Here is a 20,701-nt window from a genome sequence, read left to right as displayed (position 1 = left end):
GGCCGAACCCGATCGGTGGGGACATTTTCAATGCCGGGCCCGCTCCGGGGCGCACCGGCTACGCTGGGGCGCCTGCGTTGCCACGGGAGGCGGGATGACCACTTCGGAGAGCGGGCTCGAGAACGTCGACATGAAGGTCGAGGTGCTCGTGATCCCCGTCGCGGATGTCGAGCGGGCCAAGGCGTTCTACACGGGAATCGGCTGGCGGCTCGACGAGACGCCGCCGTGGGTCGTGCAGCTGACCCCGCACGGGTCGCCGTGCTCGGTCCAGTTCGGTTCGAACCTCACGGACGCGAAACCCGGGTCGGCGAAGGGGTACGCGGTCGTCTCCGACATCGAGGCGACGCGCGCCGCCCTGGTCGCCGCCGGCGTGACCGTGAGCGAGATCTTCCACTTCGGCCCGGAGGGACCGGAGCCCGGCCTGGACCCGGATCGCACCAGCTACCGGTCGCAGGCCACGTTCGCCGATCCCGACGGGAACCAGTGGCAGCTGCAGGAGATCACCACCCGGCTGCCCGGGCGGGTCGACGCGGCGGAGACGTCGTTCGCGTCGGTGACCGACCTGGCCGACGCGATGCGCCGCGCGTCGGTGGCGCACGGCGAGCACGAGAAACGCACCGGCGAGGCCGACGCGAACTGGCCGGACTGGTACAGCCGGTACATGGTGGCGGAGCAGGCGGGCACGGTACTGCCGCTCTGAGGGCTTGTCACGACCACGGAGGACGGATGGCGGACGTCGAGCGCGGGCGGGGTCTGGCGGGCCAGACGGTCGTCGTCATCGGGGGCAGCGCGGGGATCGGCCTGGAGACCGCGCGGCTCGCGCGGGCAGAGGGCGCACAGGTCGTGCTGACCGGGCGCAGTCCGGAGAAGCTCGGCAAGGCCGCGGCCGACGTCGGCGCGCAGGACACCGCGGCCTTCGACGCCACCGACCCGGCGGCGATGGCCGCGTTCTTCCGGGGTCTGGCCGCCGTCGACCACGTCATGATCACCGCGGGCGCGCCGCACTACGGGCCGCTGCTGGAGATGACCGCGGCCGAGATCCGCGACGCGCTGAGCGACCACCTGGTGGTCGGCCTCGAAGCCGCCCGCAACGCCGCCCCGAAGATGCCTCCGGGCGGCTCACTCGTCCTGATGGGCGGCACCGGCGGCCGGCGGGTGAGCCGCGCGCTCGGCATCGTGTCCTCGGCCACCGCCGCCCTGCCCCCGTTCGCGGCGACGCTCGCCCTGGAGATCGCGCCGGTGCGCGTGAACCTGATCGCCGCGGGGTTCGTGGACACGCCGTTGTCCGCGTCCCTGCTGGGAGAGGGGCTGGACGACCGGCGCGCCGAACTGCGGGCCACGTTGCCGATCGGCCGGGTCGTGACCCCGGTGGACGTCGGGGCGCTGGCGGTGCACCTGATGATCAACACGGCGCTGACGGGTGCCACGTATGACATCGATGGTGGGCAGCAGTTCGCGTTCTGAGCCGGGCGCGGTGGGCAAGGCTCAGTTCCCGCGGATTCGGCTGCGAGTCCATTGAGGACTGTCGAGCCGTGGTGGCGAGGCCCAGGAGTTCGACGCCGTCTGGCGCGACGAGCTCGGGATCGGTGCCGATCAACCGGCCGGAAGGCAGTTCGTGAGGCTCGGCGCCGGAGCCGGTGCGGCCGCTTCGTGGGCGGCCGCCACCGTACGTCGTTGCGGCCCTGGTCGTGCCGAGCCGGACGTGCCCGTTCGGCCAGGCCGCGCCGGCTCCGCACCGTGTCGCGCACGGGTCGAGGTCGGTCCGCCGAGGGGTGATCGGGCCACACCGAAGTGATGCTCGGGGACGGGGGAGTGGCCGAAAACGGCAGGTCAGTCGGTTTCCGGCTGCTGCCACTCACGTCCGGCGCGCTGCGCGGCGATCCGGATCTCGTTACCCGCTTCCCAGCGGTTCTGCCCCGGCAGCTCGGCAGTGCGTGACGTGGGTTCGGCGTCCGCGTCCGGCTGTTGTCGGATCTCCTGTTCGGCCATGGTCATTGGCGCCTCCGTTCTCTATTGCCCCACAACGATTCCGGATACCCGCCCCCGCGGCAAGCAAACGCGACTCCGCTTCACCCGGAAGGTGAGGGGTTGCGCATCCGGCCGGCACCCGATCGCCCCGGGGGCGGCAGACCGACGGCGACGCCCGGATGTCCGCCGCCCCTCGCCGATCCTGAAGTGCCCCATCCGGCCCGCACCCCTGAAGGCCAGCGGGTTCCGGCGAGCTCAGCTCAGTGGACGTCCGATGTGGACAATCACGATCAGGTGGGGCGGTGCTTCGGTGAACCGCGTTCACCGCGAGCGACCCTTCGCCTCGGATCCAGGTCGCCGCGGAAGTTCTCCGAGCCGCCCGGGTGGCCGCGGCGGGACCGGCCGTGCTCGTCCTCGAGAGGCGTGTCGCGGTCGTTCCGCTGTGCCGGCGGCGGGCGGTTGCCGCTCGAGTCCTCGTCGGCGGCGGGGTGGGCGCCGGGGGTGAGTTGTTCGTCGTCCACGGTGGCTCCCGGGGTCAGTCGTCGCCGGGCCATTCGCCGCTGGCCTTTTCGTAGCCGACGGCGCCGGCGCGTTCCGCGGCGGCCTCCACCACGCCGAAGATCGCGCCCTGCACGGCCGCGGCGATGAGGATCTCCTGCCAGCTGCGGTGCTTGTCCGTCGCGCTCGGGGCGTCGTCCTCGCCGGAGACGCGCTGCCACAGCAGCTTGAAGACCTGGCCGGCGACGAGACCGCCGAGCGCGCTGACGGCGAAGTTCAACGGTTTGTACAACGTCCTCTTCATCCCGGCCGGGTACCCCGGACCGAGCGAGACCCAAGCTCGGCCGTGACCGCGTAAGCTTCGGTGACCGCGGTTCAACCAGAAGCCGTCTGCCGTCGTCCCGGCCCGTGCCGAGGACTCCGGAGACCGGCCTGGCCTGCGTCTCCGCCCGATGCGTGGAGGGAGGCCTGCCGTGGCGGAACCCCTTCGGGACGCCCCCGTGAACCCGCCGGTCGTCGTCGTGGTCGCCACCGCCGAGAACACCACCGTGGCCGTCCGCGGCGACGTCGACGCGACGATCGCCGGCCGGCTCGCCGGGCAGCTGGCCGTGGAGCTCGAACTCGGGCCCCACGTGCTGCTCATCGACCTGCGCGAGGTCACCTTCTGCTCCTCCGACGGCATCAGCACCCTCGTCCGCGCCCACGAGGCCGCCCGCGCCGCGGCGGTGCCCTACGCGATCGTCACCGCCCGGCTCGCCGTGCTGCGCCCCCTGAGGATGCTCGGGCTCGACCGCGTGCTGCAGATCCACCACGACCTGGCCGACGCGAAGGCGTGGCTGGGGATCGTTGCGCGGCTGCGCTCCTGACGGCGGAAGTCATTTCGGGGCCGCGCGCCCGGAGGTCACCGCGCGGCGCTCCGGAGGTCGGCGACGAACTCCGCCCGCGCCGCCTCCCGATCCGGCGCGCGCAACACCGCTGCCGGATGCACGGTGGCCAACGCGACGTCGAAGAGGCCGGCGTACTCGTCGGGCGGCGCCAGCGGTTCACCGCGCCGCCGGGTGATGCGGAACGACGGCCCGTACACCGACTGGGCGGCCGTGGCGCCCAGCAGGAGCAGCAGCCGCGGCCGCACCGCGCGCAGTTCGGCGAGCAGCCACGGCCGGCACGCGACGACCTCCGGGCGCGAAGGCTTCGCGTGGATGCGCCGCTTGCCGCGTTCGGTGAACTTGAAGTGCTTCACGACGTTGGTGACGTACAAGGCTTCGCGCTCGAAGCCGGCTTCGTTCAGCGCCTCGTCGAAGAGCCTGCCCGCAGGGCCGACGAACGGTTTGCCCTGCCGGTCCTCCTGGTCACCGGGCTGTTCGCCGGCGACCAGGATCTCGGCGTGCCGCGGTCCCTCGCCGAAGACCGTCTGTGTGGCCGCGCGGTGGAGGCCGCATCCCGTGCAGTCCGCGGCCGCCCGGCGCAGGCGGGTGAGGTCGGCGGTGTCCGGCGGTGCGGCGCCGTCCGGGCGGGTCGTCGGCATGGCCGCCGGGTACCCGCCCGGAGTCGCCGGTACACGCGGGGTCAGGGCAGCGAAAGCCCCAGGTGGTCCCGCAGCGTCGTTCCCGAGTACTCCGTCCGGAACACCCCGCGGTCCTGCAGCAGGGGCACCACGGTGTCGGCGAACTCGTCGAGCCCGCCCGGCGTCACGTGGGGCACGAGGATGAAGCCGTCGGCGGCGTCGTTCTGCACGAGGTCGTTGATGGCGGTCGCGACGGTCGTCGGGGAGCCGATGAACGTCTGGCGCCCGGTGACCTCGATGATGACCTCGCGCGCGGTGAGGTTCTTGGCCTCCGCGAGCTGGCGCCATTCCTTGGCCGTGGCCAGCGGGTCGCGGTACATCCGCACGCTGGCGCGGCCCTTCGAGATCAGGTCCTCGCCGACGACGGGGTCGAAGTCGGGCAGCGGGCCGTTCGGGTCGTGCTCGGACAGGTCGGTGTTCCACAGCTGTTCGAGGAACTTGATCGCCGTCTGCTCGCTGACCTGCTGCAGCCGCACCTCGTGGGCCTTCTCGTGGGCGTCGGCGTCGGTGTCGCCGAGGACGAAGGTCGCCGCGGGCATGATCACGAGCTGGTCGGGTGTGCGCCCGTACTTCGCGAGGCGGCCCTTCACGTCGCGGTAGAACGGCCGGCCGGTCTCGAGCGTGCCGTAGCGGCTGAAGATGGCGTCGGCCGTGGCGGCGGCGAACTCGCGGCCCTCGTCGGAGTCGCCGGCCTGGATGGTGACCGGGCGGCCCTGCGGCCCGCGCGGCACGGGGAAGCGGCCGTCGATGGTGAAATGCTGGTCGTGGTGGGAGAACGCGCCGGCGTGGGCGTCGGACAGGAAGCGGCCGCTCGCCTTGTCCGCGACGACCTCGTCACCGCGCCAGGAGTCGAACAGCTCCCAGGCCGTGCGCAGGAACGTCTCGGCGCGCGAGTACCGCTGGTCCTGCGGCAGGAAGCCGCCGCGGCGGAAGTTCTCGCCGGTGAAGGCGTCCCACGACGTCACGACGTTCCACGCCGCGCGCCCGGCCGAAAGGTGATCCAGCGAGGCGAACTGGCGCGCCACCTCGAACGGCTCGTTGAACGTCGAGTTGATCGTGCCGGCGAGCCCCAGCCGTTCGGTGACCGCGGCGAGCGCCGAGAGCACCGTGAACGTGTCGGGGCGCCCGACGACGTCGAGGTCGTAGATGAGGCCGTTCTGCTCGCGCAGCCGCAGGCCTTCGGCGAGGAAGAAGAAGTCGAACTTGGCGCGCTCGGCCGTCTGCGCGAGCTTCACGAACGAGCTGAACTCGATGTGGCTGCCCGCCTCCGGGTCGCTCCACACGGTGGTGTTGTTGACGCCCGGGAAGTGCGCCGCGAGGTGGATCTGCTTCGGCTCGGTCATCGGGTCCCTCCTCAGGCGGCGTAGCGGTTCGCGGGGCGGGGCAGGCCGAGCAGGCCCCGCAGCGTGGCGGCTTCGTAGTCGTGGCGGAACGCGCCGCGCCCGCGCAGCTCGGGCACGAGGCCGCGCGTGACGGCGGTGAGGTCGTCGGGCAGCGCGCCCGGCCGCAGGCGGGACCCGGTCAGGCCGGCGGCGTGCCAGTCGAGCAGCAGGTCGGCGAGCTCGGCGGACGTGCCGGTGAACACGCGCGCGTCGGAGGTGTATTCGGCGCCCGCGACGTCGTCGAGGCGCGCCTTGCGATCGGCGGCCGCGCCCGGCTTTTCGTCGAGGAACACCACGAGGTCGGCGAACACGCGCAGCCGCTCGTCCACGGCAGCGCGGATCTTCGTGACGTCCGACCGGTCCTGCGGTGTCACGTACACGAGGTCGGCGGCCTTGCCGGCCAGCCGGTAGGCCCGGTCGTTGTGCGCGAGGGCGGCGACGGGCGGCTGGCCCTGCGGCGGCCGGGGCGTGATCGACGGGCCCTTCACCGAGAACCAGCGGCCCTCGAAATCGATGTAGTGCAGTTTCTCGCGGTCGACGAACCGGCCGGTGGCGACGTCGCGGATCTCCGCGTCGTCCTCCCAGCTGTCCCAGAGCCGGCGCAGCACCTCGACGTAGTCGGCGGCCTCGTCGAACAGGTCCGCCTCGTCGGCCGGTTCGCGCCGGCCGAAGTTGCGGTACTCCTCCTCGTGGCGCGACACCTGCACACGCACGCCCGCACGGCCGCCGCTGACGAAGTCGAGCGTCGCGATGGCCTTCGACAGGTGGAACGGCTCCGTGTGGGTGACGACGGCCGTCGGCACCAGCCCGATGCGCGAGGTCAGCGGCGCGACCCGCGACGCGATGAGCACCGCGTCGAGCCGGCCCTGCACGACGTCGGTGCGGTCCTCGAACGGGCCGCGCGCGTCGGTGCGCAGGGACAGGAAGTCTTCGAAGGTGACGAAGTCCAGCTTCGCCGCTTCGGCCTCCTGCACCAGGTCGGTCCAGTACCCGGCCGTGAGCAGCTCGGCCGGCCGTGCCGCTGGCTCCCGCCACGCCGCCGGGTGCCAGCCGGCCCCCTCCAGTGCGACGGCGAGCAAGGGTCCACCTGCCATGTGCGCGTCCTTTCCGCTCGGCCTGCCTTCGCAGTGTGCGCCGGGACGCACGGGTGCGGCAGCCGGAACCAGCCATTGGGAAAGCCCGGGTTTTCCCGCCCGATCGGGAATAACGCGGGGGAGTACCGTCCACGCGGGAACCCGGCGCGGACGAAGGAGTGGTGATGGCGGGAGAAGGCCTGGTGACGGTCGCGAGCAGCCGAGGAGTGGGCGAGACCGTGGACCGGCTCGTTTCGCTGGCCGAAGGCGCGGGATTGATCGTGTTCGCGCGCATCGACCACGCGGCCAACGCGGTCGCCGCGGGCCTCGAGCTGCGGCCCATGCAGCTGCTCGTGTTCGGCCACGGCCGCGGTGGCACCCCGCTGCTCGCCGACGGCCCCACGAGCGGCCTCGACCTGCCCCTGCGCGCCCTCGCCTGGGAAGACGAGGACGGCGCCACCCACGTCACCTACAACGACGCCGGCTGGCTCGCCGAACGCCACAGCCTGGGCGCCGCCAGCGCCGCCGCGGTGGCGGCACTGGGCAAGGGCCTCGAGACACTGGTGGGCAAGGCGACGGAGTAGGAGTCGCCCGGCTACCGCACGAACTGCGTGGGCTTGGTGCGAAGGCGGTTGAACGGCGGGCAGGGCGCGGCGCTCTGCCCGCCGCCGCATCGGCGGGCCCTTCTCGCCGCGACGGTGCTTCACCGCGCGAGGCGAGTTGGCGCAGCTCAGCGACGACGGGCGCCCGGGGCTGCTGAACGGCGGTCGGCTCGGGCTCGCCGCGAAAGGCAACGGCCGGGCGCTCAGGAGCGACGAGCGCAGCGACCTGGGCGGGCATGGGGCGAAGGCCGTTGAACGGTGCGCAGGACACCTGGCGCGGATGTGACGGTCTGCCCGCCCTCGTGGCCGCGGGACACTGGGCATCGCCGGCGCGCTTCGGCAGCGCCCCGAAGCTGCTCCTCAGCTCAACAACGACGAATGCCGCGCAGCCGCGGTCACCGGGCCCACCAGCGTGGGCTGCAGGCGGCGGGCCGCGTCGAGGTGGTCGGCGGTCCAGATCATCTTCACGGCGGTGGCGGTGCCCTGGTGGTCGTCGCCGGAGAGGTCGCGGTGGACGGCCGTGAGGAGGCGGGCGTCGGCGGCCGGGTCGCGGGACTTGAGGGGCGGGGGGACGCCGGAGCCGATGAGGGCGGCGGCGGTGGCTTCGTACCAGCGGGCCAGTTCGTCGCTCGCAGCGAGGACCTCGGTGCGCGCGGCGGTGCGGTCGCCGACGGGGCCGCCGGTTTCGCGGCGCCACAGGTCCAGCACGGCCTCGGCGGTCAGGCGGAGCACGGCGACCGCGGTGATCATCGCCGCGACGTCGGCCAGGGGCACGTGCTTGGGCCCGCGTTCGGTGAGGAAAACGCGGAACGCGTCGTCCAGGCGACGGGCCGCCGCGGCGGCGCGGCGGTTCTCGTCGCCGGGCTCGGTGGTCGGGGCGACCAGCGCGTCGCAGCGGCTCACGCCGTACTCGACGGCGCCGCGCAGGTAGCGGGCGCTTTCGGCGAGGCCGTCGGCGACGGCGCGCCGCAGCTCGGCCGCGGCGCCGCGGGGCCAGAACACGATCCCCACCACGAGGCTGACCGCGCAGCCGAGCGCCACGTCCTCCACCCGCACCAGCCCGATCCGCAGCCCGGCCGGCTGGATGAGGGAGAACAGCAGCAACAGCAAAACCGTGAACCCGGCCTGCCCGGCCGCGAACGAGATCACGGCGGGCGCCAGCCCCGTGAACACCACCGCGATCGGCAGCAGCGCCCAGAACACCGCGGTGTCGTGGCCGAGCAGCAGGATCAGCACACTGCCGACCACGATCCCCGCGACGGTGCCGAGCAAGGCGCGCACCGCGCTCTGCCCGGTGCTCAGCGCGTTGGACCGCAGCACCGCCATCGTGCCGAACGCGACCCAGAACGAGTGCTCCACCCCGGTCAGCTCCGCGATGAGCACGGCCGCCCCGAGCGCGATGCCGCCCCGCAGGCTGTTGTGCAGCGTCACCGAGTTCCACGCGACGTGCGCGCCCGTCCGTTCCTGCACCGACGACAACGCCGACCCCGCGCCGTCCGGCCGTCGCCCGATCAGGTGCTCCCACCAGGTCCGCCCCCGCGCCGCCACGGTCAGCTCGATGTTCTGCGCGATCGCCGAGATCGCGAAGCTCATCTCCTGCGCGCGGAAGCTCGGTTCGAGCGACGTCACGAACTCCGCCGTGTCCGGATCCGGCAACGCGGACGTCGCGACGGCTTCCATCTCCCCGCGCGCGTCCCGCAGCCGCGCGAGCTCGACCACCAGGTCGTCGGGCGCCGAAGCCACCGCCTTCAGCAGCCCCGCGCCGTGGTCGAGCAGCACGGCGGCGGCCAGCTTGACCTCCGACACCGCCGCCGTCGTGGCGCCGTGGCCCTCGGCGACGGGCATCCGCGCCAGGATCTCCTCGAGCCACACGACCTCGTCGATGAGCCGCACCAGCGTGCGCGTCGAGGTCGTCAGCCCCGTCGGCCGGTAGGGCGTGCCGAAGAACGAGTGCCGCAGCGCGGCGACGGCGGTGCTCGACTCCGCGACGACGTCGTCGACCTGCGCCACCACGTTCGGCAGGAACCCGCAGCGCACGCACTCGACCTCGATCCGCAGCCGCTGCGCCAGCAACGCACACGCGCGCGCCGTCGCGAGCCGCAGCGGGTTGCGCACCGGCGAGGGCCACAGCACGGCGATCGCGGCCATCGACACGACCCCCGCCATGCCCCAGCCCAGCAGCCGGTCGGGCAGCGTGGCGAGCGAGCCGGGCAGCGTCGCGGGCAGGATGAACGACACGAGCAACGACGTCGTCGCACTCGCGATCACGGAGCTCACCACGGCGGCGAACAGCACCACGAACGCCACCACCACCGTGGAAACCGCCGCGAGCCACACGACCTGCGACACCAGCGTGCCCAGCGAGATCAGCAAGCCGCCGGCGAGCACGAGCGCGCCCTGGGCGAACACCCGGTCGCGGATCGGCCCGCCGAAGTCGACGAACAGCAGCAGCGCCACCGATCCCACCGACGCGAACAGGCCCGTCAGCGCGTTGCCCAGCACCAGGTTCCCGACCGCGAACAGCGACGGCAGGATGATCGCGGCCCGGCCCGTACGGCGCAGCGCCGAGAGGTTGTTGTCCCGGCTTCGCAGCCACTCGAGAACCGTCATGGCCCGCCGTGCCTCCCACTGTCGAGGGGGCACCAGGCCCGGACGCGAGCATGGTCGGGCAAAACCGCGTGTGTCAAGAACCCCGGCCGGGCCCGAATCCACTGTGGAACGCCGCCACCCACCGCGCGGACCTGGTTGACTGTCCCCATGCTGCCCTGGGACGCCCCGCTCGCCGGCCGGCTCGACCGCCACACGTTCACCTCGGAGCTGCTGCGGGACAACCCGCTCGGCGACCCGCACGAGCGGCCCCTGTGGGTGTACGTGCCGCCGGGCTACGACGATTCCGACGCGCGCTATCCGGTGATCCACGTGATCCAGGGCTACACCGGCCAGGTCACGATGTGGGCCAACCGCACCGCCTTCCGGCAGCCCTACCTGGAAACGGCCGACGCCGTCTTCGCCGACGGCGCGCCACCCTGCATCGTGGTCTACGTCGACGCCTGGACCTCCTACGGCGGCTCGCAGTTCGTCGACTCGCCCGGCACCGGCCGCTACCACTCGTACCTGTGCGACGAGATCGTGCCGTGGGTCGACGCGCACTACCGGACCATCGCCGCGCGCGAGTCCCGCGCGATCACCGGCAAGTCGTCCGGCGGTTTCGGCGCGATGATCACCCCGATGCTGCGCCCCGACCTGTTCGGCGCGCTCGCCACGCACGCCGGCGACACCCTCTACGAACTGTCGTACGTGCCCGAGTTCGGCAAGGCCGTGCGCGTGCTGCGCGACTACGACCACGACATCTTCCGCTGGTGGGACGACTTCCGCTCCCGCCCGCCGTTCACCAAGCCGGGTGACGAGTCGCTGCTCGTGGCCTTCGGTGTCGCCGCGTGCTTCTCCGCACGCGAGGACGGCACGCCCGAGCTGCCGTTCGACGCGGTGACCGGCGTGCTCCGACCGGACGTCTGGGACCGCTGGCTCGCCTGGGACCCGGTCCGCATGGCGCCGGCCCACGCCGAGACGCTGCGTTCCCTGGACTCGGTCTGGATCGACGCCGGCACCCGCGACGAGTGGTTCCTCGACCTCGGCGCCACGGCGTTCCGCGACGAACTCCTCAAAGCCGGCCTGCCCGAGGACCGCCTGCACTTCGAGCTCTTCGACGCGGGCCACGGCGGCATCGACTACCGCTACCCCCTGGCCCTGAAGTGGCTCGCCGAACGGCTGGCCCGCTAGCGCTCACTCCAGGTCGACGCGCACCGTCAGCAGGTCGTTGCCCAAGGCCCGCACGCCGAGGCTGTTCAAGCGCGGCAACGACTTCAGCCGGGCCACGGCGTCGTCGTCGGGGAGGACGTGGGCGGTCCCGCGGTGCCAGCGCCCGCGCAGCCGTACGCGGACGCGCGGGTCGGCCTGCAGGTTGCGGACGTACTGGGAGCGGGTGCCGAACTCGGACACCAGCCAGAACTCGCCACCCGTGCGCCGCCCACCGACGGGCGTGTGGCGGGGGAGACCCGACCTGCGGCCCGTGGTCTCCAGCAGCACCTGGCCGGGCAGCCGCGACAGCACCGGATTGCCGACGCGACGCTGGAACGTCGTCACCAGCCGGTGCCGGCCACTTCCGCGCCGGGCCGCCTCGCGCAGCCGCCACGGGATGACCACCGCGTGGACGGGCGCCGCGATCGCCCACAACGCCCGGGCCGGCGCCCGGTCGAACCGCACTGTGGTGGTCCAGCGCACCCGTGAGCCGACGTCGACGGTGTTGCGCACGGTCAGCAGGCTCGACGGCGCTTCGAGCACCACCCGGCCGGGCTCGGAGCTCGCGACCGTCCAGCCGAGCACGCGGCCCGGCCCCGGCCGGGTCCGCAGGCCGAGGCACCGCCAGCCGACGCGCAGGAACGCCCGCAGCGGCGCCGGCGCGTCCTCCCAGGCGGCGCGCGCCCACTGCTCGGCGGTGCGCTCGTCGCCGGCGGGCCGGGCGATGTCCACAGTGGACGTGTAGGCGGAGGTCACACGGTCCAGGCTAGTGCTCCGAAGCCTCCGACGCGTGAGCGTGCTCGGCCGAGGCCGCCGCGTCCGGGCCCCAGCTGGCCAGCAGCCGCAACGCTTCCTGCGACTTCGAACCGGGTTCGGTGTGGTACACCGACAACGCCTGGTCCTGGTCCTCGGGCAGGGTGAACGTCTCGTAGAACAACGTCAGCTCGCCGACGAGCGGGTGCCGCAGCCGCATCGTCGCGTGCGTTTTGCGCTTCACGTCGTGTTCGGCCCACATCGTGCGGAACTCGTCGCTCTTCACCGACAGTTCCCCGACCAGCTCGGTGAGCAGCGGGTCGTTCGGGTGCTGCCCGGCGTCGAGCCGCAGCTGCCCGACGACGTCGGCCGCCTTCGTGCGCCAGTCCGCGTACAGGCTGCGCGCGGCCGGATCCAGGAAGACGATGCGGGCCCAGTTGCGGTCCTCCGGCGCCCGCGCGGCCCAGTCGCCGAACAGCGCCGACGCCGTCTTGTTCCACGCGAGCACGTCGGTGCGCCGGCCCCACACGTACGCGGGCACGCTCTCGATCGCGTCCAGCATCGTCTGCAGCACCGGCCGCACCTGCTGCCGGCGCCGCGGCGCCGGCCGGTTGCGCCGCTGCGGCTTGGCCAGGTGCAGCAGGTGCGCGTGTTCGGTCTCCGACAGGTGCAGCGCGGTGGAGATCGCGTTGAGCACCTCGAGCGAGACGTTGCGGCCGTTGCCCTGCTCCAGCCGCGTGTAGTACGCGACGGAAACCCCGGCCAGCTGGGCGAGCTCCTCGCGCCGCAGCCCCGGCACGCGCCGGCGCCGGCCGTACTCGGGCAGCCCGACGTCGGCCGGCTTCAGCCGGGCGCGCCGCGAGCGCAGGAATTCGCTCAGCTCCGCGCGCGGATCCAGCGCCGGCTCGGTGTTCGGGTGCGTCGCCATGTCCCTCAGTATCGCGCCCGGGCCACGAAACCGCTGCTCCTGAGCCTGTCCCTGCCAGTAGTAGGCACGCCGGACGTACGCGAAACGGGCACCTGGGTAACCCCTCGCGCCCGGCGCACAGTGAACCCGTGCCCGCCGAGTGGCCCGGCACCGGGAAGAGGGATCAGTGAGATGACCGAAACCACCACAGCTTCGCCCGCCACCGCGCGCAGCCGGGACCGGCTCCCGGGGAAGGCCCTGTTCGGGCTGTTCCTCGCCGGGTTCATCGGCATCCTCACCGAGTGCCTGCCGGCCGGCCTGCTGCCCGAGATCAGCCGGACCCTGCACACGAGCGTCGCGGCCACCGGCCAGATCGTCACCGTCTACGCCGCCGCCACCGCGCTCGCCGCGATCCCGCTCTCGCGCCTGACCGCGAAGTGGTCGCGCAAGACCGTGCTGCAGGTCGCGCTGGGCACCGTGGCGATCACCAACGCGCTCACGGCGTTGTCCACCGATTACACCCTCACGATGGTGATCCGGTTCGTCGCCGGCCTCGGCACCGCGCTGGTCTGGACGCAGCTCGCCGGGTACGCAGCGCGCCTGTCGCCGCCGAGCGTGCAGGGGCGTGCGATCGCGATCGCACTGGCGGGCACGCCGATCTCGCTGGCCCTCGGCGTCCCGGTCGGCACGTGGCTGAGCACCTTCGGCGGCTGGCAGACGGCGTTCTGGGTCTCGGCCGCGCTGAGCGTGCTGAACATGCTGTGGTTCGTCGTGAACCTGGCGAACCTGCCCGGCCAGGCGGGCCACGAACGGTTCACGCTGCGCCAGGTCCTCGCGATGCCGGGGCTGCGCACGATCCTGTTCGCACTCACCACGTACATGGTGGCGCACAACATCCTCTACACCTACGTGACCGACTTCCTGCGGTTCGCGGGCATGGAGAGCCAGGCCGGGTGGGTGCTGTTCGCCTTCGGGGTCACGTCGGTGCTCAGCGTGGTCGTGGTCGGCGCGCACATCGACCACCACCTGCGCAAGCTGATCGTCGCGAGCACCCTGCTGTTCGGGGTGAGCGTGCTGGTCCTGGCGGTGCTCTCGGGTGTGCCCGCGCTCGTGTACGTCGCCGCGGCGGCGTGGGGACTGGCGTTCGGCAGCTCGCCCAGCCTGTTCATCGGCGCCGCGATCACCGCGACGGCCGAGGCCGCCGACGTCGCGCAGTCGATCGTGATCTCGTTCTTCTCCGGCTCGATCGCGCTCGGCGGTCTCGCCGGCGGGCTCCTGATCGCGGGCCTGGGCACGGCGTCGATCACGTGGGCTTCGCTGGTGCTGCTGGTCTTCTCGGCGGTCGCGGTGGTCGGCGGACGCAGGCACGCGTTCCCCGGGGGCGCCTGAGCGGCGCCCCCGGAGAAACGGCGTCAGCGCGGGAAAACCGTGCCGTCGAACAACTTCCGGGCCGTGCGCACGACCCCGCTGCGGCGAACCCGCGGCGGGGTCTCGCCCGCGTCCACCTCGACCTCGACCTGCAGGTGGCCGGTCGGGTGCTCGACGTCGATGCGCGAGGTGCCGGGCAGCTTCGCCAGCTCGTGGCCGACGGCGCCGTCCAGCAGGAGCGCCGTGGCCACGCTGACGGCCCCGAGCACGCCGATCGACGTGTGCGGTTCGAGCGGGATGAACGTGCGGGTGCAGATCGTGCCGCCGTCCACGGGCGGCGCGACGAGCGTGGTCTTGGGGACCGAGCTGTCGCGCACGTCGCCGAGGCCCATCAGCTCGGCGGCTTGCAGGCGCAGCGACTGGATCCGCTCGCGCAGCGCGGTGTCGGCCTTGAGCTGCTCGACCGATTCGTAGCCGGTGAGCCCGAAGTCGGCGGCCCGCGCGACGACCACGGGCATGCCGTTGTCCACACAGGTCACCGGCACACCGTCCACGGTGTCCACGAGGTGCCCGGTCGGGAGCAGGCCGTGGCCCGTCGACCCGGCGGTGTCGGCGAAGTCGAGCACCACCGGCGCCGCGGTGCCGGGCACGCCGGAGATCGCCGTGTCACCGGCGTACTCCACGACCCCACCGGGCGTGGGGAACCGGGCGACGGCGGTGCTGTCGGAGTTGACCATGCGGATCCGCACGGTCGTCTCACCGTCTCCGGCCGGCACGAGGCCGCGTTCCACCGCGAACGGGCCGACGCCCGCGAGCAGGTTCCCGCAGTTCTGCCGGTCGCTCACCGTCGCCTCGGCCACGCCGAGCTGCAGGAACAGGTAGTCGACGTCCGCGTCGGGCGAGGTGCTCGGCGACACCACCGCGACCTTGCTGGTGAGCGGGTGGGCGCCGCCGATACCGTCGATCTGACGCGGGTCGGGGCTGCCCATGACGCGCAGCAGCAGGTCGTCGCGCTCCGCCGCGTCGGCGGGCAGGTCCTCGGCGCGGAAGTACGCGCCCTTGGACGTGCCGCCACGCATCAGCAGGCAGGGCAGGCCGCTCACGCCTGCTCCTTCGCGTACTCCTCGGCAGTCAGGTAGCGCACGCCGAGCGACTCGAGCTTCTCGCGCAGGTTGTAGCGGTCGAGCCCCAGCTCGCCGCCGGCCAGCGCGGCCCGGGTCGCTTCCTCCTTGGCCAGCCGGGCCTTCGAGGCGGTGATGCCCCGGTCGATGTCGCGCTGCGGCACGCACAGCACACCGTCGTCGTCGGCCAGGATCACGTCGCCCGGGCGGATCGTCTGCCCGCCGACGGTCACCGGCACGTTCACCGAACCGGCCGTCGCCTTCACGGTGCCCTGGGCGCTGATCGCCCGCGACCACACCGGGAAGCCCATCTCCTTCAGCTCCGCGACATCACGCACGCCCGCGTCGATCACGAGTCCGCGCACCCCGCGCGACACGAGCGAGGTGGCCAGCAGCTCGCCGAACATCCCGTCCGTGGACGGGGAAGTGGTGGTGACGACGAGGATGTCGCCCGGCCGGCACTGCTCCACGGCCGCGTGGATCATCATGTTGTCGCCGGGCCAGCACAGTGCCGTCACGGCCGAGCCGCCGATGCGCGAGCCGCGGTGCAGCGGCCGGTGCTCGGTGCCCAGGTATCCCGTGCGCCCCAGTGCTTCGTGCACCGTGGCGACGCCGAAGCCGGCCAGCTCGTCGATCTTCTCGCCGGGCGCCCGGGGGACGTCGGTCACGACCACTGTGTTCATTCAGCCTGCTCCATCGCTCAGTTGTCGGTCTCGCGCAGCGCGGTGATCACGCTGCGCAGGTGCGCCCGGGCCGCTTGTTCGGCGGCGTCCGGGTCGCGGCGGGCGATCGCCTCGATGATCGCCAGGTGCTCGGGCAGCGACACGTGCGGCCGGCCCGCGCGCATGGCGAGCCGGAACTGGTGGCGGACGATCTGGCCGTGGAGCCGCTCCAGCAGCTCCGCCGCCACGGACTGCCCCGCGATCTCGCGCACCGTGCGGTGCAGCTCGCGGTTGAGCTCCGAGTACTTCATCGACTCGCCCTCGTCGACGGCGGCCCGGAGCCGCCCCGCCAGCTCGCGCAGCGAGTCGATCTCGTCGTCGGTCACCTTCTCCGCCGCCTTGGCCGCGCACAGGCCCTCGAGCACCATGCGGCACTCGGTGATGGCCACGGCCTCCTCGATCGACACCACCCGCACCCGGGCCCCGCGGTGCGGGATGCGCTCCACCAGGCCTTCCGCGGTCAGGTCGATCAAGGCCGCGCGCATGCTCGCGCGCGTGACGCCGAAGGTCTCGGCCAGCTCGGCCTCCACCAGCCGCTGCCCCGGGACGACATCGCCTGCCAGCAGGGCGGCCCGCAGCGCGTCGAGCGCCGCGTGCTTGCCGGCCTCCCCTTCCTTCGGCGTCGTGGTCATCCCGGCTCCTCTCCTCGATGGTGACGCTAAGCATCCCATACGAGATTGTCAACAATTTCGTAGACGACTCTTGTGACGATCCGGGTCGGCGAGTTACGTTCCCCGGGACCACCCCGGCCGCGATGACGCGCCCGGCACGACAGGAGATGATCTCGACGATGACCGGACCGGCCACGTCACCGCCCGCTGCCCGAGGGGCGAAGACCTCGACCCGCAACGCCGTGATCGGCGCTTCCTTCGGCTTTTTCGTCGACATGTTCGACGTCTACCTGCCGGTGGTGGCGCTCACGCCTGCGATGAACTACTTCCTCCCGCCCGCGGTGTCCCCGGGCAGCCGGGCCGTGATCACGTCGCTGATCTTCGTGGCCACCCTCATCGGCCGGCCGCTCGGTTCGCTCATCTTCGGCCGCCTGGCCGACAAGGTGGGGCGCCGCCGCGTGACGCTGTGGTCGATCACCGGCTGTGGCATCTGCACGCTGCTGATCGCGCTGCTGCCCGGCTACCACGCCGTGGGCCTGCTCGGCGTCGTGCTGATGGTGGTGCTGCGCCTGATCGACGGCGTGTTCCTCGGCGGCGAGTACACCGGCGCCACGCCGCTGGCGATGGAGGCGGTGCCCACCGGCAAGCGCGGCTGGTACGGCGGCCTCGTGGGCATGGGCTTCCCGATCTCGTACTGCGCGATCTCGCTGGTGACGTTCATCATGCTGCGGATCACGCCCTCGGGCGGCCCCGACTCGGCCTACTCGCAGTGGGGCTGGCGCGTGCCGTTCCTCGTGGGTGCGGCGCTGTGCGCGGTGTTCTGCGTGTACTTCTCGCGCACGGTCGAGGAGTCCGAGACGTGGAAGTCGGCGAAGAAGTCGCGCACGCCGATCCGCGACGTGCTCGTGGGTTCCTCGCGCAAGCAGTTCCTCCAGGTCTTCGTGATCATGAGCGGCATCTGGTTCGCGTCCAACCTGGCCTCCGGCCTGTTGCCGAGCGCGCTGCAGTACCAGGCGCACGTGTCGGCGACGCAGGTGACGGCCGCGCTGGTGATCGTGCAGGCCATCCACTCCGTGCTGTTCCCGTTCCTGGGGGCGCTGTCGGAGAAGATCGGCCGCCGCAAGTTCCTCGCGTGGTCCGGCATCGGCATCGGCGTGGTGTGCGCCGGCGCGTTCGCGACGATCAGCCTCGGCTGGTACTCGGGTTTCGGCGCGGTGCTGCTGCTCACGTTCGTGATCCGGATTTCGGGCGGCAGCACGTTCGCCGTCACGCCGTCGTACCTGTGTGAGCGGTTCCCGCCCGCGGTGCGCGGCAGCGGGTTCGGCCTCGGCTACAGCATGCCGCTGATCCTGACCTCGTTCTACGCCTACTACCAGGGCTGGCTGGAGCACATCATGCCGTCGGGCTTCACGGCCGCGGCGCTGCTGGTGCTCGGTGGCGCGCTCGTGTTCGTCGGCTCGCTGATCGGCCCGGAGACCAAGGACGTCGACCTCGGCGTCGCGGTCGCGGGCCGGCCGCAGGTGAAGCCGGTGACCGCATGACGACCATCGCCCTGCTGGGCCTCGGCGAGGTGGGTTCCGTGCTGGCGGAAGACCTCACCGGGGTGGAGCTCACCGTGTGGGACGTGGCGCTGGCGGACCCGGTGAGCGCGGCCGCGCGCAACGCCGGACGGTTCGGGCTGGCGTCCGCGGTGGACGCGCACGACGCCGTACGCGACGCCGATCTGGTGATCAGCGCCGTGACCGCGGCCAACGACCTCACGGCGGCCAGGTCGATCGCCGACGGGCTGCCCGCGGGCTGCTGGTTCCTCGACCTCAACTCCGCGGCACCCGGCCAGAAGCAGGCCTCGGCCGAGGTGATCGAGCAGGCCGGCGGCCGCTACGTCGAGGCGGCCGTGATGTCGCCGATCAACCCCAAGCGGCTCGCGGCCCCGATGCTGCTCGGCGGCCCGCACGCGGCCGAGTTCGCGGAGTTCGCGCGTCCGCTCGGCTTCAGCGGGCTGGAGGTCTACGCCGACGTGGTCGGCCGGGCCGCGGCCACCAAACTGTGCCGCTCCGTGGTGATCAAGGGTGTCGAGGCCCTGCTCACCGAGTCGCTGCTCGCCGCGCGCGAGTGGGGCGTGGAGGGGCGCGTGCTCGGGTCGCTGTCGAACCTGCTGCCCGGCGACGACTGGGAAAGCCTCGCCGCGTACATGATCTCCCGCTCGCTGGAGCACGGCGTCCGCCGGGCCGAAGAGCTGCGGGAGGCCGCGGTGACCGTGGCCGAGACGGGTGTCGAGCCCGTGATGGCGGAGGCGATCGCGCGCCGCCAGGACTGGGCGGCGGCCCACCGGCCCGCGGACCTCGGCGAGCTGGAGGCGCGGCTGCTGCCGCTGCTCGACGCGGTCCGCACGCGAATGTCCGAAGAAGACCCGAAAGGCGGCACCGAGTGATCATCGACTGTCACGGCCACTACACGACCGTGCCCGCGGCCCACACGAGCTGGCGGGACGCGCAGCGCGCCGCGTACGACGCGGGCACGGTCGCCCCGGCCTACCCGGCGATCGGCGACGACGAGCTGCGCGAATCCGTGCAGGGTCAGCTGGCGCTGATGGCCGACCGCGGCGTCGACCTCACCGTGTTCTCGCCGCGCGCTTCGGCGATGGGTCACCACATCGGTGACGAGGCCGTGAGCACCGAGTGGGCGCGGGTCAACAACGACCTCGTGCACCGCGTCACGCAGCTGTACCCGGACAAGTTCATCGGCGTCTGCCAGCTGCCGCAGTCGCCCGGCGTGCCGGTGGAGCACTCGGTCGCCGAGCTGCGCCGCTGCGTGGAGGAGCTCGGGTTCGTCGGCTGCAACCTCAACCCCGACCCGAGCGGCGGGCACTGGACCGCGCCGCCGCTCACGGACAAGAGCTGGTACCCGTTCTACGAGGCCATGGTGGAGCTCGACGTGCCGGCCATGGTGCACGTGTCTGCCTCGGACAACCCGAGCTTCCACGCCACGGGCGCGCATTACCTCAACGCCGACACCACGGCGTTCATGCAGTTCCTGCAGTCGGACCTGTTCACCGACTTCCCGGGCCTGCGCTTCGTGATCCCGCACGGCGGGGGAGCGGTGCCGTACCACTGGGGCCGCTACCGCGGGCTCGCCGACATGCTCGGCCGCCCGGAGCCCGACGAAGGCGTCATGCCCAACGTCTTCTTCGACACCTGCGTGTACCACCAGCCGGGCATCAACCTGCTGTTCGACGTGATCAACGTGGACAACGTGCTGTTCGGCTCGGAGATGGTCGGCGCCGTGCGGGGCATCGACTCGCGCACCGGGCACCACTTCGACGACACCCGCCGCTACGTCGACGCGCTCGGACTGTCCGAAGAGGACAAGACGAAGGTGTACGAGGGCAACGTGCGCCGCGTCTACCCGCGCCTGGACCAGACCCTGAAGGCGAGGGGGGTGTGAGCGCGTTCACGGCCGACCCCGGCTGGCTCTCCTACGACCCGGACCCCTCGAAGCCGGTCTTCGTGCTGCCGCCCGGCACCGTCGACGTGCACACGCACGTGTTCGGCCCGGGCGAGGTGTTCCCGTACGCCCCGGAACGCAAGTACACGCCGACCGACGCGGGCAAGGAGCAGCTGTTCGCGCTGCGCGACTTCCTGGGCATCGAGCGCCAGGTGATCGTGCAGGCGACCTGCCACGGCGCCGACAACAGTGCGCTGGTCGACGCGCTCGGCGCCGCGGGCGAGCGTGCGCGGGGCATCGCGACGATCCGCGGCACCGAGTCCGACGAGGAGCTCGCCCGGCTGCACGCGGCCGGCGTGCGCGGCATCCGGCTGAACTTCGTGCGCCGGCTCGTGGACCCGAAGCCCGACGCGTACTACCACGACCTGGTCGCACGGATCGCGCCGCTGGGCTGGCACATCGTGATCTACTTCGAGGCCGCTGACCTCGCCGAGAAGTGGGATCTGTTCACCTCGCTGCCGACCACGGTGCTGGTGGACCACATGGGCCGCCCGGACGTGACGAAACCCGTCGACGGCCCGGAGTTCGGCCGGTTCCGCACGCTGCTGCGCGAGCACCCGAACTTCCACGTGAAGGTCACCGGCCCGGAACGCCTCACGGTGGCCGGGCCGCCGTACGACGACGTGGTGCCCTTCGGCCGCGCGCTCGTGGAGGAGTTCCCGGACCGCGTCCTGTGGGGCACGGACTGGCCGCACCCCAACATGAAGAGCCACATGCCCGACGACGGCACGCTGGTCGACTTCGTGCCCCGCATCGCGCCGAGCGCCGAAGCGCGGCAGAAACTGTTGGTGGACAACCCGATGCGGCTCTACTGGGTCGGCTGAGACCGG

The 20,701-nt window shown here is 72.4% G+C and carries 22 protein-coding genes; 10 read left to right on the top strand and 12 right to left on the bottom strand.

Features of this window, described 5'->3' with window-relative positions:
- Positions 1–94: 94 nt before the first annotated feature.
- The gene (locus tag AB0878_RS41130) at positions 95–700 is read left to right on the top strand and encodes a VOC family protein (RefSeq protein ID WP_366587061.1); all 606 of its coding nucleotides are present in this window, start codon (positions 95–97) and stop codon (positions 698–700) included.
- A gap of 26 nt (positions 701–726) precedes the next feature.
- Positions 727–1,464: an SDR family oxidoreductase gene (locus AB0878_RS41125; protein WP_366587058.1), complete on the top strand. Its 738-nt coding sequence runs from the start codon at positions 727–729 to the stop codon at positions 1,462–1,464.
- A 366-nt stretch (positions 1,465–1,830) separates the two neighbouring features.
- Here the strand turns inward: AB0878_RS41125 and AB0878_RS41120 are convergent, their stop codons facing one another.
- The 3 genes from AB0878_RS41120 to AB0878_RS41110 form a co-directional block, all read right to left on the bottom strand.
- A complete protein-coding gene (locus AB0878_RS41120; RefSeq protein ID WP_366587056.1) occupies positions 1,831–1,995 on the bottom strand; it encodes a hypothetical protein in 165 nt (54 codons plus the stop codon).
- A gap of 263 nt (positions 1,996–2,258) precedes the next feature.
- Positions 2,259–2,489 (bottom strand): hypothetical protein, encoded by a 231-nt coding sequence (locus AB0878_RS41115; RefSeq protein ID WP_366587054.1) that lies wholly within the window; start codon positions 2,487–2,489, stop codon positions 2,259–2,261.
- Positions 2,490–2,503: 14 nt separating this feature from the next.
- Complete coding sequence (locus AB0878_RS41110; protein WP_366587052.1) at positions 2,504–2,770, bottom strand: DUF4235 domain-containing protein; 267 nt, start codon at positions 2,768–2,770, stop codon at positions 2,504–2,506.
- Between the two features lie 169 nt (positions 2,771–2,939).
- Here AB0878_RS41110 and AB0878_RS41105 point away from each other — a divergent pair, with 169 nt between their 5' ends.
- On the top strand, positions 2,940–3,332 hold the full coding sequence (locus tag AB0878_RS41105; RefSeq protein ID WP_366587050.1) for an STAS domain-containing protein: 393 nt from the start codon (positions 2,940–2,942) through the stop codon (positions 3,330–3,332).
- 35 nt (positions 3,333–3,367) lie between these two features.
- Here AB0878_RS41105 and AB0878_RS41100 read toward each other — a convergent pair whose 3' ends face one another.
- The 3 genes from AB0878_RS41100 to AB0878_RS41090 are packed head-to-tail and all read right to left on the bottom strand — an operon-like array spanning position 3,368 to position 6,506.
- Positions 3,368–3,991, bottom strand: coding sequence for a UdgX family uracil-DNA binding protein (locus AB0878_RS41100; protein WP_366587048.1), 624 nt, complete (start codon positions 3,989–3,991; stop codon positions 3,368–3,370).
- A gap of 41 nt (positions 3,992–4,032) precedes the next feature.
- Positions 4,033–5,373: an NtaA/DmoA family FMN-dependent monooxygenase gene (locus AB0878_RS41095; RefSeq protein ID WP_366587046.1), complete on the bottom strand. Its 1,341-nt coding sequence runs from the start codon at positions 5,371–5,373 to the stop codon at positions 4,033–4,035.
- Between the two features lie 11 nt (positions 5,374–5,384).
- Positions 5,385–6,506 carry an LLM class flavin-dependent oxidoreductase gene (locus AB0878_RS41090; protein ID WP_366587043.1) on the bottom strand — a complete coding sequence of 374 codons (1,122 nt, stop codon included), beginning with the start codon at positions 6,504–6,506 and terminating at the stop codon, positions 5,385–5,387.
- Positions 6,507–6,670: 164 nt separating this feature from the next.
- On the opposite strand from AB0878_RS41090, the gene AB0878_RS41085 reads away from it, so the two are divergent.
- A complete protein-coding gene (locus AB0878_RS41085; protein ID WP_366587041.1) occupies positions 6,671–7,069 on the top strand; it encodes a DUF302 domain-containing protein in 399 nt (132 codons plus the stop codon).
- A gap of 378 nt (positions 7,070–7,447) precedes the next feature.
- Here AB0878_RS41085 and AB0878_RS41080 read toward each other — a convergent pair whose 3' ends face one another.
- On the bottom strand, positions 7,448–9,697 hold the full coding sequence (locus AB0878_RS41080) for an FUSC family protein (protein WP_366587039.1): 2,250 nt from the start codon (positions 9,695–9,697) through the stop codon (positions 7,448–7,450).
- Between the two features lie 147 nt (positions 9,698–9,844).
- On the opposite strand from AB0878_RS41080, the gene AB0878_RS41075 reads away from it, so the two are divergent.
- Positions 9,845–10,867: an alpha/beta hydrolase-fold protein gene (locus AB0878_RS41075; protein ID WP_366587036.1), complete on the top strand. Its 1,023-nt coding sequence runs from the start codon at positions 9,845–9,847 to the stop codon at positions 10,865–10,867.
- A 3-nt stretch (positions 10,868–10,870) separates the two neighbouring features.
- Here the strand turns inward: AB0878_RS41075 and AB0878_RS41070 are convergent, their stop codons facing one another.
- Together AB0878_RS41070 and AB0878_RS41065 are read right to left on the bottom strand one after the other, a co-directional pair.
- Positions 10,871–11,641, bottom strand: a complete 771-nt coding sequence (locus AB0878_RS41070) for a nitroreductase/quinone reductase family protein (RefSeq protein ID WP_366587033.1) — start codon at positions 11,639–11,641, stop codon at positions 10,871–10,873.
- Between the two features lie 10 nt (positions 11,642–11,651).
- Positions 11,652–12,566: a helix-turn-helix domain-containing protein gene (locus AB0878_RS41065; RefSeq protein WP_366587031.1), complete on the bottom strand. Its 915-nt coding sequence runs from the start codon at positions 12,564–12,566 to the stop codon at positions 11,652–11,654.
- A gap of 171 nt (positions 12,567–12,737) precedes the next feature.
- Here AB0878_RS41065 and AB0878_RS41060 point away from each other — a divergent pair, with 171 nt between their 5' ends.
- Positions 12,738–13,934: an MFS transporter gene (locus AB0878_RS41060; RefSeq protein WP_366587029.1), complete on the top strand. Its 1,197-nt coding sequence runs from the start codon at positions 12,738–12,740 to the stop codon at positions 13,932–13,934.
- A gap of 23 nt (positions 13,935–13,957) precedes the next feature.
- On the opposite strand, the gene AB0878_RS41055 is transcribed toward AB0878_RS41060, so the two are convergent.
- The 3 genes from AB0878_RS41055 to AB0878_RS41045 are packed head-to-tail and all read right to left on the bottom strand — an operon-like array spanning position 13,958 to position 16,388.
- A complete protein-coding gene (locus tag AB0878_RS41055; protein WP_366587027.1) occupies positions 13,958–15,016 on the bottom strand; it encodes a 4-oxalomesaconate tautomerase in 1,059 nt (352 codons plus the stop codon).
- A complete protein-coding gene (locus tag AB0878_RS41050; protein ID WP_366587025.1) occupies positions 15,013–15,717 on the bottom strand; it encodes a 4-carboxy-4-hydroxy-2-oxoadipate aldolase/oxaloacetate decarboxylase in 705 nt (234 codons plus the stop codon). Before AB0878_RS41050 ends, AB0878_RS41055 begins: the two co-directional genes overlap by 4 nt.
- Before the next feature lie 17 nt (positions 15,718–15,734).
- Positions 15,735–16,388 carry a GntR family transcriptional regulator gene (locus AB0878_RS41045; RefSeq protein ID WP_366587023.1) on the bottom strand — a complete coding sequence of 218 codons (654 nt, stop codon included), beginning with the start codon at positions 16,386–16,388 and terminating at the stop codon, positions 15,735–15,737.
- A gap of 158 nt (positions 16,389–16,546) precedes the next feature.
- Here AB0878_RS41045 and AB0878_RS41040 point away from each other — a divergent pair, with 158 nt between their 5' ends.
- The 4 genes from AB0878_RS41040 to AB0878_RS41025 are packed head-to-tail and all read left to right on the top strand — an operon-like array spanning position 16,547 to position 20,695.
- Entirely contained in the window at positions 16,547–17,908 is a 1,362-nt protein-coding gene (locus AB0878_RS41040; RefSeq protein WP_366587020.1) for an MFS transporter, read from the top strand.
- The gene (locus tag AB0878_RS41035; RefSeq protein ID WP_366587017.1) at positions 17,905–18,798 is read left to right on the top strand and encodes a DUF1932 domain-containing protein; all 894 of its coding nucleotides are present in this window, start codon (positions 17,905–17,907) and stop codon (positions 18,796–18,798) included. The genes AB0878_RS41040 and AB0878_RS41035 overlap by 4 nt, the downstream gene beginning before the upstream one ends.
- On the top strand, positions 18,795–19,811 hold the full coding sequence (locus AB0878_RS41030) for an amidohydrolase family protein (RefSeq protein WP_366587014.1): 1,017 nt from the start codon (positions 18,795–18,797) through the stop codon (positions 19,809–19,811). The genes AB0878_RS41035 and AB0878_RS41030 overlap by 4 nt, the downstream gene beginning before the upstream one ends.
- Complete coding sequence (locus tag AB0878_RS41025) at positions 19,808–20,695, top strand: amidohydrolase family protein (RefSeq protein ID WP_366587012.1); 888 nt, start codon at positions 19,808–19,810, stop codon at positions 20,693–20,695. Before AB0878_RS41030 ends, AB0878_RS41025 begins: the two co-directional genes overlap by 4 nt.
- Positions 20,696–20,701: the final 6 nt, after the last annotated feature.

Source organism: Amycolatopsis sp. NPDC047767 (assembly GCF_040704195.1).
Classification (GTDB): domain Bacteria; phylum Actinomycetota; class Actinomycetes; order Mycobacteriales; family Pseudonocardiaceae; genus Amycolatopsis.
Note: the sequence above shows the minus strand (reverse complement) of the source record. Positions and strands in the feature narration are given on the sequence as shown.

Coding starts and splice junctions, on each gene's coding strand:
- AB0878_RS41050 (WP_366587025.1), bottom strand. CDS start 15,717: ATGAACACAGTGGTCGTGACCGACGTCCCCCGGGCGCCCGGCGAGAAG.
- AB0878_RS41120 (WP_366587056.1), bottom strand. CDS start 1,995: ATGACCATGGCCGAACAGGAGATCCGACAACAGCCGGACGCGGACGCC.
- AB0878_RS41130 (WP_366587061.1), top strand. CDS start 95: ATGACCACTTCGGAGAGCGGGCTCGAGAACGTCGACATGAAGGTCGAG.
- AB0878_RS41095 (WP_366587046.1), bottom strand. CDS start 5,373: ATGACCGAGCCGAAGCAGATCCACCTCGCGGCGCACTTCCCGGGCGTC.
- AB0878_RS41045 (WP_366587023.1), bottom strand. CDS start 16,388: ATGACCACGACGCCGAAGGAAGGGGAGGCCGGCAAGCACGCGGCGCTC.
- AB0878_RS41090 (WP_366587043.1), bottom strand. CDS start 6,506: ATGGCAGGTGGACCCTTGCTCGCCGTCGCACTGGAGGGGGCCGGCTGG.
- AB0878_RS41035 (WP_366587017.1), top strand. CDS start 17,905: ATGACGACCATCGCCCTGCTGGGCCTCGGCGAGGTGGGTTCCGTGCTG.
- AB0878_RS41060 (WP_366587029.1), top strand. CDS start 12,738: ATGACCGAAACCACCACAGCTTCGCCCGCCACCGCGCGCAGCCGGGAC.
- AB0878_RS41085 (WP_366587041.1), top strand. CDS start 6,671: ATGGCGGGAGAAGGCCTGGTGACGGTCGCGAGCAGCCGAGGAGTGGGC.
- AB0878_RS41100 (WP_366587048.1), bottom strand. CDS start 3,991: ATGCCGACGACCCGCCCGGACGGCGCCGCACCGCCGGACACCGCCGAC.
- AB0878_RS41040 (WP_366587020.1), top strand. CDS start 16,547: ATGACCGGACCGGCCACGTCACCGCCCGCTGCCCGAGGGGCGAAGACC.
- AB0878_RS41110 (WP_366587052.1), bottom strand. CDS start 2,770: ATGAAGAGGACGTTGTACAAACCGTTGAACTTCGCCGTCAGCGCGCTC.
- AB0878_RS41125 (WP_366587058.1), top strand. CDS start 727: ATGGCGGACGTCGAGCGCGGGCGGGGTCTGGCGGGCCAGACGGTCGTC.
- AB0878_RS41080 (WP_366587039.1), bottom strand. CDS start 9,697: ATGACGGTTCTCGAGTGGCTGCGAAGCCGGGACAACAACCTCTCGGCG.
- AB0878_RS41065 (WP_366587031.1), bottom strand. CDS start 12,566: ATGGCGACGCACCCGAACACCGAGCCGGCGCTGGATCCGCGCGCGGAG.
- AB0878_RS41075 (WP_366587036.1), top strand. CDS start 9,845: ATGCTGCCCTGGGACGCCCCGCTCGCCGGCCGGCTCGACCGCCACACG.